This is a genomic window from Pseudarthrobacter sp. Pseusp20 (assembly GCF_059492155.1).
In genome coordinates, this window is sequence record NZ_CP168521.1 from 3,854,053 (window position 1) to 3,866,685 (window position 12,633).

Annotated in this window: 14 protein-coding genes and 1 pseudogene; 9 read left to right on the top strand and 6 right to left on the bottom strand. The window is 67.3% G+C overall.

The window, feature by feature from the left end; all coding sequences use genetic code 11:
* The first annotated feature begins 26 nt into the window (after positions 1–26).
* Positions 27–203, top strand: a complete 177-nt coding sequence (locus ACEN9K_RS17905; protein WP_018768872.1) for a CsbD family protein — start codon at positions 27–29, stop codon at positions 201–203.
* Between the two features lie 45 nt (positions 204–248).
* Here ACEN9K_RS17905 and ACEN9K_RS17910 read toward each other — a convergent pair whose 3' ends face one another.
* Complete coding sequence (locus ACEN9K_RS17910) at positions 249–1,355, bottom strand: DNA polymerase IV (RefSeq protein WP_495634788.1); 1,107 nt, start codon at positions 1,353–1,355, stop codon at positions 249–251.
* A 72-nt stretch (positions 1,356–1,427) separates the two neighbouring features.
* Here ACEN9K_RS17910 and ACEN9K_RS17915 point away from each other — a divergent pair.
* Positions 1,428–1,765: pseudogene (locus ACEN9K_RS17915) on the top strand (dienelactone hydrolase family protein).
* 108 nt (positions 1,766–1,873) lie between these two features.
* Here ACEN9K_RS17915 and ACEN9K_RS17920 read toward each other — a convergent pair.
* From ACEN9K_RS17920 to ACEN9K_RS17935, 4 genes are all read right to left on the bottom strand, one after another.
* A complete protein-coding gene (locus tag ACEN9K_RS17920) occupies positions 1,874–3,334 on the bottom strand; it encodes an amino acid permease (RefSeq protein ID WP_056392681.1) in 1,461 nt (486 codons plus the stop codon).
* Positions 3,335–3,508: 174 nt separating this feature from the next.
* Positions 3,509–3,844, bottom strand: a complete 336-nt coding sequence (locus ACEN9K_RS17925) for a Rieske (2Fe-2S) protein (RefSeq protein ID WP_018768875.1) — start codon at positions 3,842–3,844, stop codon at positions 3,509–3,511.
* Positions 3,841–6,387: a nitrite reductase large subunit NirB gene (gene nirB / locus ACEN9K_RS17930; protein ID WP_495634789.1), complete on the bottom strand. Its 2,547-nt coding sequence runs from the start codon at positions 6,385–6,387 to the stop codon at positions 3,841–3,843. Before nirB ends, ACEN9K_RS17925 begins: the two co-directional genes overlap by 4 nt.
* On the bottom strand, positions 6,387–6,734 hold the full coding sequence (locus tag ACEN9K_RS17935; protein WP_495634790.1) for a molybdopterin oxidoreductase: 348 nt from the start codon (positions 6,732–6,734) through the stop codon (positions 6,387–6,389). The genes nirB and ACEN9K_RS17935 overlap by 1 nt, the downstream gene beginning before the upstream one ends.
* Before the next feature lie 166 nt (positions 6,735–6,900).
* Here ACEN9K_RS17935 and ACEN9K_RS17940 point away from each other — a divergent pair, with 166 nt between their 5' ends.
* The 5 genes from ACEN9K_RS17940 (at position 6,901) to ACEN9K_RS17960 (ending at position 11,295) form a co-directional block, all read left to right on the top strand.
* A complete protein-coding gene (locus ACEN9K_RS17940) occupies positions 6,901–7,662 on the top strand; it encodes a CPBP family intramembrane glutamic endopeptidase (protein ID WP_018768878.1) in 762 nt (253 codons plus the stop codon).
* Positions 7,663–7,714: 52 nt separating this feature from the next.
* Positions 7,715–8,155 carry a VOC family protein gene (locus tag ACEN9K_RS17945; protein WP_142071216.1) on the top strand — a complete coding sequence of 147 codons (441 nt, stop codon included), beginning with the start codon at positions 7,715–7,717 and terminating at the stop codon, positions 8,153–8,155.
* A 22-nt stretch (positions 8,156–8,177) separates the two neighbouring features.
* Complete coding sequence (locus ACEN9K_RS17950; RefSeq protein ID WP_018768880.1) at positions 8,178–9,131, top strand: 1,4-dihydroxy-2-naphthoyl-CoA synthase; 954 nt, start codon at positions 8,178–8,180, stop codon at positions 9,129–9,131.
* A gap of 12 nt (positions 9,132–9,143) precedes the next feature.
* Positions 9,144–10,337 carry an AMP-binding protein gene (locus tag ACEN9K_RS17955; RefSeq protein WP_223992608.1) on the top strand — a complete coding sequence of 398 codons (1,194 nt, stop codon included), beginning with the start codon at positions 9,144–9,146 and terminating at the stop codon, positions 10,335–10,337.
* Between the two features lie 76 nt (positions 10,338–10,413).
* Complete coding sequence (locus tag ACEN9K_RS17960) at positions 10,414–11,295, top strand: 1,4-dihydroxy-2-naphthoate polyprenyltransferase (protein WP_026265707.1); 882 nt, start codon at positions 10,414–10,416, stop codon at positions 11,293–11,295.
* Here the strand turns inward: ACEN9K_RS17960 and ACEN9K_RS17965 are convergent.
* Positions 11,292–11,606, bottom strand: coding sequence for a DUF4229 domain-containing protein (locus ACEN9K_RS17965; RefSeq protein WP_018768883.1), 315 nt, complete (start codon positions 11,604–11,606; stop codon positions 11,292–11,294). The genes ACEN9K_RS17960 and ACEN9K_RS17965 overlap by 4 nt on opposite strands.
* Before the next feature lie 61 nt (positions 11,607–11,667).
* Between ACEN9K_RS17965 and ACEN9K_RS17970 the strand changes: the two genes are divergently transcribed.
* Together ACEN9K_RS17970 and ACEN9K_RS17975 are read left to right on the top strand one after the other, a co-directional pair.
* A complete protein-coding gene (locus ACEN9K_RS17970; protein WP_018768884.1) occupies positions 11,668–12,057 on the top strand; it encodes a PLD nuclease N-terminal domain-containing protein in 390 nt (129 codons plus the stop codon).
* Positions 12,058–12,095: 38 nt separating this feature from the next.
* Positions 12,096–12,632: a hypothetical protein gene (locus ACEN9K_RS17975; protein WP_495634791.1), complete on the top strand. Its 537-nt coding sequence runs from the start codon at positions 12,096–12,098 to the stop codon at positions 12,630–12,632.
* Position 12,633: the final 1 nt, after the last annotated feature.

Sequence of the window (12,633 nt, forward strand, 5' to 3'; positions counted from 1 at the left end):
GACGGAAACGAAAGGAGGCCGGAACCATGGGCCTCGGAGACAAGATCAGTAACGCGGCAGAGGACCTTGGCGGCAAGGCCAAGGAAGCTGCAGGAACCGCGACCGACAATGACCGGCTGAAGGCAGAGGGCCAGGCCGACCAGGTCAAAGCCGATGCCAAGAAGGTCGGCGAGAGTGTGAAGGACGAGTTCAAGCGGGACTAGTTCCTTGCTGGTGCGGCCGCAGCGAACGGCGTGCTGCACCAGCCCTCACCATCCACTGCGGGTGGGCGTGTGCCCCTTTCGCGAATCCTCGGGCATGGTCATCTCGGCCCGGAGGCCGAGCAACCGGATGGGCCGGCCCGGCTCGATCTTCGCCAGGAGGTCGAAGGTCCGGGCCAGTACTTCGCCCGGATCGGACGTCGCGGGGATCTTCCGTCCGTAGGTCGTGGTGCTGAACGGGGCGTACCGCACCTTCAACGTCAGGCCAATCACCGGCCGCCCCTCGGCAGCAACATCCTCCAGCACCCGCGCGGCCAACTCCCTAACGGCGTCGTCAATTTCCGCCGCATCCGTCAGGTCGCGCTGGAAGGTGGTCTCCCTGCTGTGCCCCCGGGCCACCCAGGGAGTATCGTCGACCACCCGCGCGCCGTCGCCCCGCCCAAGCTGGGCGTACCAGGGACCCATCTTGGGACCGAACTCGGGGACCAGGTCGCCGGGGTCCGCGGCTGCGAGCGCCTCGACAGTCTTGATGCCCAGCTTGGCCAGGCGCTGGGAGACCTTTGCACCAATGCCCCACAGCTCAATCGTGGGACGGCCCCCCATGACGTCAAGCCAGTTGCCTTCCGTCAGCCGGAAGATGCCGGCGGGCTTGCCGAATCCGGTGGCAACCTTGGCACGGACCAGGGTGTCGCCAATCCCGATGCTGCAGTGGAGGCGCGTTTCCGCCAGGACGGCCTGCTGGATTTGCCGGGCGCAGGCCTCCGGATCCGTCGTCTCGACGCCAACGAACGCCTCATCCCAGCCGAGCACCTGCACCGTTGACCCGGGCTGCGAGCGCAGCACTGCCATGACCTTCTCCGACGCCTCCAGGTACGCCTCGTGGTCCACGGGAAGGATGACCGCGTCCGGCACTTTCCGCGCGGCGATGCGCAGCGGCATGCCGGAGCCCACGCCGTAGGCCCTGGCCTCGTAGGACGCCGTGGACACCACCGCCCGCTCGGTGGGATCACCGCGGCCGCCCACGATCACCGGCTTGCCCGCAAGCTCCGGCCGGCGGAGCACCTCGACGGCAGCGATGAACTGGTCCAGGTCCACATGCAGCACCCATGGTTCGCTCACATGCCCAGTCTGCCCCGGCCGGGCGCCGCAGGCCATCTTTCCCGCATCCCTTCAGGGCTGGAACGCAAAAGGCGGGATTTCCCCGGGGCGGCCGGTTAGCCTTGGCCGATGACCATCGTTGACCTGGGCCCAGGGAGCGCCGCCGCGGGCGGTTCCCCCGGCCTGCGCGGCTATCTGGCGGTACCTGAAGGCCAAGGCCCTTTTCCCGCCGTCGTCATGATCCACGAGGTGTTCGGCCTGGATGACCAGACCCGCCGGCACGCGGACAGGCTGGCAGCGTCAAGGAATTCCCTACCGCCGGACACGCCTTCCTCAATGATGAAGAGCTGGGTCCGGTCCTCCTCCGGCCCTTGATGCGCGTCATGGGCGTGGGACCGGACCCGGAGTCCTCGCCCGAAGCCTGGCAGCGCATTGAGGATCACTTCGCCAGGTACCTTCGCGGCTGACGGGCCGCCTGGCTGGACGGAGCGAGGCCACGTGGCCCAAACGCGGACGACGGCGGTCTCCCGCCAAGGGGAGTCCCGCCGTCGTCCGTGCTGCTGGGGCCGGAAGGGCTAGCTGAAGAGCTGGCTCTTGGGCTGGTTGTTCTTGACCTTCTGCCAGCCCAGCCACAGGACCAGCGCGAAGAACGGAATGGTGGCCAGGGTCCACAGGCCCAGGTAGAACACCTCGCCGTCCTTGCTGGTCATGGTGTCGAACCCGATCAGCACGGTGATGGCGAGCAGGCCCAGCATGCCCGCCCAGCTGGTCCACGGCGAGCCGGGCATGGGCAGGGTGGAAGTGACGCCCTTGCGGCGCCGCAGCACGATCTGGCTGGCGAAGATGGAGCCCCAGCAGAAGATCACGCCGATGGAGGCACTGTTGAGCGCCAGGTCGAACGCGTGCGAGCCGCCCAGCCAGATGTTCAGCAGGATGCCCACGAGGTAGAACGCGGCGATGGCCAGGATGGCTGCATACGGGACGTGCCGCTTGGACATTTTGGTGAGCCACTGCGGGGCGTGGCCGTTGTTGGCCATGGTGCGGAAGACCCGGCCGATGGAGTACAGCCCGGAGTTGCAGGAGGAGAGGGCGGCGGTGATGACGATCATGTTCATGACGTCGCCCACCCAGCCCAGGCCCATCTGGCCGAAGACGGTCACGAACGGGGACGTGCCGGCCTTGTACTGGTCGGACGGCAGCAGCATGGCCAGAAGCAGGACGGACCCTACGTAGAACACCACAATGCGCAGCACGACGGCGCGGATCGCCTTGGGCACTTCGCGTTCCGGCTTTTCCATCTCGCCGGCGGTGACGCCCACCAGTTCGATGCCGTTGTAGGCGAAGATGACGGCATTGAGGACCAGGACCATCACCAGCGCGCCCTTGGGGAACATGCCGCCCTCGGCCGCGAAGAGGTTCGACACGGACGCGTGGCCGTCGCCCACCTTGGCGTTGGTGACCACCATGAAGGTGCCCACGGCCAGGAAGATGACGATTGCGCCGACCTTGAGGCAGGAGGCCCAGAATTCGAACTCGCCGAACGCTTTGACGCTCAGCAGGTTGACGGCCACCAGGAGCGCCAGGGCGGCGATGGCCGAGGCTTCCACGGGGACATTGGGGAAGAAGAACTGGAAGTACAGGCCGATGGCGATGAGCTCGGCGATGCCGGTCATGCCCCAGTTGATGAAGTACATCCAGCCGGACAGGTAGGCGCCCTTTTGGCCGAACATCTCACCGGAGTAGCTCACCAGGGAGCCGGAGGTCTGGCGGTACATGATGAGTTCGCCCAGGGCCCGCATGAGCAGGTAGGCGATGACGCCGGCGATGGCGTAGGAGAAGATCAGGGCCGGGCCGGTGGAGGCGAGGCGGCCGCCGGCTCCCATGAAGAGGCCGACGCCGATGGCGCCGCCCATGGCGATCATGGTGACGTGGCGCCGGCCCAGCGTCTTGCTGTAGCCCTCGGCGCTGAGGGATGAGTCGACGGCGACGGGTGGGGCCGTGCGGTTCTCGAGATCTGTGGGGGTACTTTGAGGCACAACGATTCCTTGTGGGTTGGGGGTTGGCCGCATCCGGACTTCGTATGATCAAGCTCACAAAATTCGGCCTCTGGGCCGTTGAACCTGCAGATGTGTGGGCGGATCGTCGAACTGCCGAAGCTTCACGCGACCTGACCATCCTACAAGACAGTCCGGAGTGGTACGTGACGCGCACTACATCTCAGCCGTCTCCAGCACCAGATTCTGCTCCGGATCCAGGGAAATCCGGTAGGTCCGCAGGGGTTCCGCTCCGGTGGTGGAGCATCCCGACGTGAGGTCGAACGCGTGCTGGTGCAGCGGACAAATCACCACCTGCCGGTCCACGGTGCCGTCCGCAACAGGGCCGCCGCGGTGGGGGCAGACCCCGGAGACCGCCCGCAACGAACCGTCCCGCAGCCGGAAGACGGCCACCTGTTCGCTCCCGACTCCGAAGGCCCTTCCCTCGCCCAGCGGAATCTGGTCCACCGGTCCCAGGACATGGGCGCCGGCACCTGTTCCGGCGCCGCTCATCGGACCGGCACCTGAGGGAGGACGGTCAGGGGCAGCGAAGTCCTGAACTGGCCGGGCGTTCGCGGGTCATCGCGTTCCTGCCACGGATCAACGTAGCTGTCCACGGAGGCCTGCACCGCCTCGTCAAGCCGTCCGGCGATCCCCTCTGCGTCCTGCACAATCACGGCCCGCAGGTGCTCGATGCCCACGCGCGGGACAAAGGCATATGTCCGTTCCAGCCAGTTGGCCTGTTCGCGGTAGTACTGCATGAAACGGCCGGTGAGGACCTTCACCTCTTCCGGATCGTCCACGGTGGCCAGCAGGTCTCCCTTGCGGATGTGGGCACCGGCGGCTCCCCCTACATAGATCTTCCAGCGGCCGCCCTCCACTGCCACCACGCCCACATCCTTCACCAGCGATTCGGCGCAGTTCCGGGGACACCCAGAGACTGCGAGCTTGAGTTTGGCGGGCGCCTCGAGGCCCTGGAAGCGGGATTCGATCTCGATACCCAATTTGGTGGAGTCGCCGGTGCCGTAGCGGCAAAAGTCCTTTCCCACGCAGGTTTTCACGGTGCGGAAGCTCTTGCCGTAGGCATAGCCGGAGGGCATGTCCAGGTCCGCCCACACCTGCGGCAGGTCCTCCTTGCGGATCCCCAGCAGGTCGATGCGCTGCCCCCCGGTGAGCTTGATCAGTGGGACGTTGTGCTTCTCCGCAACATCTGCGATCCGGCGCAGCTGCTGGACCGACGTCACGCCGCCCTTCATCTGGGGCACCACGGAAAAGGTGCCGTCCCGCTGGATGTTGGCGTGGACCCTGTCGTTGATGAAGCGGGCGTCGCGTTCGTCGATGTACCGGTCCCCCAGCATCATCTTGAGCAGCGAAGCCAGGCCCATCTTCGACTTTGCATCCTCGGCGCCGCCCGGCGCCAGCGCCTGGAACACGGCCGAAACCGACCGCAGGCCGCGTGCCCGGACTTCTGCCATCAGGGCCTGCTTGTCCAGGGGGATGCCGGGAACGTAGTAGCCGGCAGCGGGATCCTCTTCCACCGCTCCGTCGGCCGCCCACTCCACCACCTGCCGCACCAGGAGCTTGCAGGAGCCGCACCCTTTGCCGGCACGGGTGGCCTCCATGGCCCCGGACACCGAGGTGCAGCCGCCCTTCACCGCGCCCACCAGGTCCTTCTTGCTGACGCCGTTGCAGTTGCAGACCTGTGCTTCGCCGTCGAGCTCCGCGACTCCGGTCTCCTCCCCGGGCGCGCCAAGATCGAACATCAGCCCGAGCCGTTCCTCGGGCAACGGAAGCCCGCGGTCGAACGCCTGGGTCAGGTAGGCCACCTTGCGGCTGTCCCCCAGCAGCGTGGCGCCCACCATCTTGTTGTCCCGCACCACGATGGACTTGAAGACCCCGCGGCTGGGCTCGGAAAAGACGATGTGTTCGTCCGTCTCAAGTTCCGGCCCGTGCAGGCCCATGGAAGCCACCTCGACGCCGGCCACCTTCAGTTTGGTGGCGGTGCGCGAGCCCAGGTACGCGGCGCCCGTGTCCGTCCCCGTCACATGGTTGGCCAGCACCACCGCCTGCTCCCACAGCGGGGCCACCAGCCCGTACACCTCACCGCGGTGCTGGACGCACTCCCCCACCGCGTAGATGTCGTCCTCGTCCTGGACCCGCAGGCTGTCATCCACCACAATGGCCCGCTCCACCGGGAGCCCGCTGAGGACAGCCAGGTCCACGTTGGGACGGATCCCGGCCGCCACCACCACCATGTCGCACGCAATGTCCGGCCGGCCGCGGAGGCTGACGCCGGTCACCCTCTCCCTGCCAAGGACGGCCGTGGTCCGGCAGCCGGTCAGCACCCCGATGCCCAGGGCCTCAACGCTCCGGCGGAGCACCGCACCGCCGTCGGGCCCCATCTGCGCGCTCATCAGGTGGCCGCCGGAGTGGACCACGTCCACGCCCAGCCCGAAGCTGCGCAGCCCGGCAGCGGCCTCCAGCCCCAGCAGGCCCCCGCCGATCACCACGGCATGCCGGTGATGTTCCTGCTGCGCGTGCGCCGCCATTTTGCGGGTGTCATCGATGGTGCGGAAGCCGAAGACGCCCTGCTTCACCGACCCGCCGGGGGTGTAAAGGCCGTCCAGGGGAGGAAGGTGGGAGCGGCTTCCCGTGGCGATGATCAGCGTGTCGTAGGGCGTCACCCGGCCGTCGCTGGAAAACACGTGCTTGGCGAACCGGTCGATCCTGTCCGCCCGGACGCCCGCGTGCAGCGTGATCCCGTTGTCCTGGTACCAGGACAGGGGGTTGAGGAAGATGTCCGCGTCGCTCTCCTCGCCCGAAAGGACGTGGCTGAGCATGATCCGGTTGTAGTTTCCGTACGGCTCGTCCCCGAACATGGTGATGCTGAACTGCTCCGCACCGCCCCGGGCCAGGATCTCCTCGACCGCCCGGGCGCCGGCCATGCCGTTGCCGATGACCACGAGGCGCCGGCGACTGTCCCCTGCGCGGGACCGGGGCCTGGGTCGGGCTGCGGCTTGCGCCCCGGTTTGCGTCTGCTCCGCCATGCTGCCCATCAGTGTTCCACCATCCCCAGGTCGATCACCACGGATCCGTGGACTCCCTCGGGCGCCGCCAGGTACAGCTCAATCACCGAGCCGCCGTCGATGTCCTCCACCACGCGCAGCGGAACATGGACCTCGTTCCTGGCTCCGATGGGGAAGTACCGCATCGGAACGCCGTTGCGCATGAGCACCACGGCGATCAGTTCGCTGCTTGAGTTGCCGCCGCGGAAGTACAGCGCCTGGTTGATCACCCCGTCCGGGACGTAGTGCGAGAGTTCGCTGTGCAGGGGGACGGGCTTGTCCATTCCCACGCCCTGGAAGTGGTAAATGCCTTGCAGGAAAAGGTTCTTGGTGATCACGGACAGATCCTTTCGGCCGGCGGAAAGACGGGCATGGGCCCATCTTCCGCCGCCGATGTTTCCGGCCGCCGGTCCCCCGGTAAAGACTGCTTTACGCGATTCTCACCGTTCCGTCAGCCCGGATACCGGCACCTGCTGCTGCTTGGTTGGGGGATAGGCTGAAAGCATGGCAACAGTCCACCGCGTACCGCCCGCGCCACAGCCCCAGCTGTACCGCTTCTCCCCCATGGACCTGGCCACGCTGTGCCTCTACGTTGCCATCGCAGGGTTCTTCGCGGTTGCCGGCGATCTGGTGGTTCCCTTCGTCCGGCAGATCGCACCGTCCCCCGCCGCCGCCACCTACGCCGTGAACCTGCTGTTCTATGCCTCGGTGGGAATACTGGCGCTGCTGGCCGCCCGCAAAGTGGTGGTCCGGGACCTCAAGGTCCTGGCAACCCGGCCCTGGTTCACGCTGCTGATGGTGCCGGCGGCCGTGATCGCCATGATGATCCTCACCGCAATTGTGGTGGCCGCCAATGGGCAGGTGGAGACCTCCGCGAACCAGGCAGGCCTGCAGGCGCTCATGCAGCAGGTTCCCGCGTGGCTCATGGTTCCGCTGCTGGTGGTGGTGGGCCCGTTCGTGGAGGAATACATCTTCCGCCACCTGCTGATCGGCAAGCTCAGCAGGCGCCTCAACATCTGGATCTGCTGTGCCCTGTCCGTGCTGCTGTTCGCAGCGCTCCACATCGTGGGGCAGGAAGCGATCACTCTCACCGCACTGCTCCCCTACCTGGCCATGGGCGCCACGCTGGTGTTCGTTTACGTGTGGACGGGGAAGAACGTGATGTTCTCCTACTTCGTGCACGCCGCCAAGAACCTGCTGGCGGTAATCCTGGTCTACGCCATCCCGCCGGAACTCTTCGAGCAGATGCAGAACATCCAGGCATAGGCCCGCTCCACAACATCTTCCGCACCGCCCCGGGCGCCTCTACGGTGGACGGATGGGACTGAATATCCAGATAGTCATTGATTCCGCCAGGCCGCACGAGCTCGCCGACTGGTGGGCGGAAACCCTGCAGTGGGCCGTGGAACCGCAGGACGCCGGGTTCATCCGCTCCATGATCGACCAGGGCTTCGCCACGGAGGACCAGACCATGACGCACCGCGGGAACCTGGTGTGGAAGGACGGCGCTGCCATCCGGCCGCCGGAGGAGATCGAGGCCAAGGCGCCTGCGCGGCGCATGCTGTTCCAGTCGGTCCCGGAGGGAAAGACGGTGAAGAACCGGGTGCACTGGGACGTCAGGCTGGACGGCCGGGACAAGGACGAAGTGCGGCGCGAGCTTGAGGCCCGCGGCGCCTCCTTCCTGTGGTCGGCGCGGCAGGGGCCCCATTCCTGGCACACCATGGCGGACCCCGAGGGCAACGAGTTCTGCATCAGCTGATGCCGATTACTAGACTTGGACGGTGAGCAACCAGATCCCCGCCCCGGTGTCCGACGTCTTCGATCCCACGCGCTGGCGGGTGGTCTCCGGCTTCGAGGACTTCCAGGACATGACCTACCACCGGCAGGTGGAGCGGGATTCCGACGGCGGCTGGGTGCGTGACCTGCCCACGGTCCGCATCGCATTCAACCGGCCCGAGGTCCGCAACGCGTTCCGGCCGGGTACCGTGGACGAGCTCTACCGCGCCATGGACCACGCCCGGATGACCCCCGACGTGGCCACCGTGCTCCTCACCGGCAACGGCCCCTCCCCCAAGGACGGCGGCCACTCCTTCTGCTCCGGCGGCGACCAGCGGATCCGGGGCCGGGACGGCTACCGGTACGCCGACGGCGAGACGCAGGAAACCATCGACCCCGCCCGCGCCGGCCGGCTCCACATCCTGGAAGTCCAGCGGCTCATGCGCACCATGCCCAAGGTGGTCATCGCGGTGGTCAACGGCTGGGCCGCCGGCGGCGGACATTCACTGCACGTGGTCAGCGACCTCACCATCGCCTCCCGGCAGCACGGCAAGTTCAAGCAGACAGACGCCACCGTGGGAAGTTTCGACGCCGGCTACGGCTCCGCGCTGCTGGCCCGCCAGGTGGGGCAAAAGACAGCCCGGGAGATCTTCTTCCTGGCCCGCGAATATTCCGCAGAGGACATGGTTCGCATGGGTGCAGTGAATGAGGCCGTGGACCACGCGCGGCTCGAGGAAGTGGCGCTGGAGTACGCCGCGGACATCGCCCGCCAGTCCCCGCAGGCCATCCGCATGCTGAAGTTCGCCTTCAACCTCGCGGACGACGGCCTGGCCGGCCAGCAGGTGTTCGCCGGCGAAGCCACCCGCCTGGCGTACATGACGGATGAAGCCGTGGAGGGCAAGGAGGCCTTCCTGCAAAAACGCGACCCCGACTGGTCACGCTTCCCGCACTACTTCTAAGGCAGGACGGCAATGAACAGCGAAGCAACACCGGCGCCCGTCCCCACCGGGCCACTGAATATCGAACCCGCCCTGAAAGCCCTCGCGGCCGCCCTCCATGGTGAGGGCCCCGCCGTCGAACTGTCCCTGGGCCCGGACGGCAGCCTGGTCGTGGGCCACGTGGAGACGCCGGGCTGCGACGACGCCGTAGCCGTGGTCCGCACGTCAGGTTCCACCGGCACACCCAAGGCAACAGTGCTGACCGTGGAATCCCTGGCGGCCTCCTCCATGGCCACCGCCCTGCGGCTCAAGGGCGAAGGCCAGTGGCTGCTGGCGCTGCCCGTCCAGTTCGTGGCCGGCATCCAGGTGCTGGTGCGCTCCCTGTTCGCCGGCACCCGGCCCTGGGTCATGGACATGTCCGGCGGCTTCACCCCGGAGGCGTTCACGGCCGCCGCGCTGGAACTGACGGACAAAATCCGGTTCACCTCCCTTGTTCCCACCCAGCTGCAGCGGCTCCTGGACCACCCGTCACCGGACACGCTCGCCGTGCTGCGCCGCTTCAATGCCATCCTGCTGGGCGGCGCCCCGGCCCCGCCGGCCCTGCTGGCAGCCGCCCGGGACGCCGGGGCCAGGGTCATCACCACCTACGGTTCCGCAGAGACCTCCGGCGGCTGCGTCTACGACGGCTACCCCCTTGAAGGCGTCTCGGTCCGCGTGGCGGAGGACGGCCGGATCCTGCTGGGCGGGGACACGGTGGCCGCAGGCTACATCGAGGCGCCGGACGAGGAAACCGGGACGTTCTTCGAGGAGGACGGCGTGCGCTGGTACCGCACCAGCGACCTGGGCTCCATTGACGACGACGGCCGGCTCACCGTGCTGGGCCGGGCCGACGACGTCATCATCACCGGCGGCGTGAAGGTCTCCGCCGGTCACGTCCAGGAGCAGCTGGAACAATCCGACGCCGTCGCCGCGGCTTTCGTGGCCGGTGTGCCGTCCGCGGAGTGGGGGCAGGCCGTGGCCGCCTACGTGGCGCTAACCCCCGAAGGCGCGTCCGGGCAGGAAGCCGGGGACGCCGCCGTCGTGCTCCAACAACTGTGGCAGCAGCAACTGGGCGTCCTGGCGCCCAAGACCGTCCTCACCGCACCGGCCCTGCGGATGCTGCCCAACGGCAAACCGGACCGGCTCGCCATGACCGCCGAACTCAGCGCCCTGCACGGGGGAAAGTAGAGTTGGACCTGCACCACCGCGGCGGGTGCGCACGTTCCATCCTGCCGTCTTACCGAAACAACACGAGGTACTAACCGTGGCAACAGCCGCCCAATGGATCCAAGGCGCCCGACTCCGGACGCTGCCGGCAGCGATCGCGCCAGTGCTGATCGGCACCGCCGCCGCCTACGAAATGGACTCGTTCCTCCTGCCCAACGCCATCCTTGCGGCTCTGGTGGCGCTCCTGCTCCAAGTGGGCGTGAACTATGCCAACGACTACTCGGACGGCATCCGCGGGACCGACGACGACCGCGTGGGTCCGCTGCGGCTGGTGGGCTCGGGCGCCGCCAAGCCTGAACACGTCAAGTGGGCGGCGCTGGGAACGTTCGCCCTGGCCATGGTGTTCGGCCTGGTCCTGGTGGTCCTCACCCAGGCCTGGTGGCTGATCCTGGTGGGGCTCGGCTGTGTGATGGCCGCCTGGGGCTACACCGGCGGCAAGAACCCCTACGGCTACATGGGCCTGGGCGACCTGTTCGTCTTCGTCTTCTTCGGCCTGGTGGCCACCCTGGGCACCACCTACACGCAGGCGGGCCACATCAGCCTGTCCGCGGTCATCGGAGCGATCGGCACCGGCCTGATCGCCACGGCGCTGCTCATGGCCAACAACGTCCGGGACATCCCCACCGACATGCAGGCCGGCAAGAAGACCCTGGCGGTGCGGCTGGGCGACAAGCATGCGCGGGAAAGCTACGTGCTGATGCTCGCCGTCGCTATCCTGCTGGTGGTGATCCTGGCACCGGGCCGGCCGTGGATCCTGATCGTGCTGCTGCTCATTCCGGCCTGCCTGATGCCGGCCTGGCTGATGATCAACGGGCGCAAGCGCAAAAGCCTGATCCCGGTCCTGAAGCAGACCGGCCTGATCAACCTTGGCTACAGCGTGCTGTTCTCACTGGGGCTGATCCTCAGCCACGGGTTCTAGCGCTTGTTGTTGTTGCTGCCCTTGGCGTTGTTGATGGTGATGTCCGGGTTGGCGTCCAGCAGGGCGTCCTCGGCGTTGGCGTCCTGGACTTCGCCGGCGGAGCGCAGCGGCTTGGCCTTCCCGGAGAAGCGGTGCTGCAGGGCCGCGGCGGCAGCGTCGCGCTGCTTCTGGAAGAACAGGTAGCTGATGGCAAAGGCAATGAGCGCGGCGCAGATCACGGACATCAGCACCCCCACCTGCAGAAGCGCGAACAGGGCAAACAGGGGCACGAAGATTGCCAGCCGGATCAGGGAATATTTCAAAAAGGCCACTATTCAAGTTTAGCCGCCTCCGCCAGCGGCCCCTGCGCGTCCTGACGATAGACTTAATGGCATGCTCTTCCGTGTGGCTTTGGCCGTCGCAGTCCTCGTCATCTTCGTGTATGGCCTGGTGGACGTGATTCGCACTGAGGGCCGACTGACCCGCGGGATTTCCAAACCGGCCTGGATCATCGTCCAGATTGTCCTGCCCGTCCTGGGAGCCATCCTGTGGCTGCTGATTGGCAGGCCGCGCGGTACTGAGCAGCCCCGGCCCAGCTACCCGCATCCCGTGGCTCCGGACGATGACCCGGACTTCCTCCGCAACCTTGAGGCACGGCGCCGCAAGCAGGCCGAAACGGAGCGCCTCAAGAAACTCCGGGACGAGCTGGACGCAAAAGCCAAGGAGGACGGCGGCAAAGGCCAGCGCGGCACCGATGAACACGATACCGACGGACTGAAATAACGCTTATGGCGTTCCAACCCGGCGGAGAAGAGCGGCGCGTGCCGGCTCCCCCACCGAGGCCCGGCCTGTCCTACTCCGCGCCGCCGCCCATCCCCGTCACTCCCCCGGTACCCCAAGTTGTCCGGACGGCCCGCACGCTCTGGATCTTGAGCTTCGTGGCGGGCCTGGCCGTCCTGCTGGGATGCTTCGTGGCCCGGGATTCCAACCTGCAGCGGCTCCGTGGCGTAGTGGCGGACATGGCTGCGGGCAGCGACGCCGGGTCGGTAGGGACCGCGGCGGAGATCGTCTTCTGGGGGAGCATCGGCGCCCTGTTGCTGGTCACCGTGCTTGAAGCTGCTGTCCTGGCCGCGGCGCTGGGCCGCAAAAACTGGGCCCGCTGGGTCCTGGTCCTGCTGCTGGCCGCCCACCTTCCCGTCCTCCTCCTGGCATCCGCCTTCCTGGTCCCAAACGGCGCCGACGGCAGCTACGTGGTGATGCTGTGGGGTGCCGGCCTGCTCCTGGCGCTCGCCGGGCTGGTGCTTCTGTTCCTGCCGTCCGCCGGCTCCTGGCTGAAGCGGGAGGCCACGCAGGCCTGAG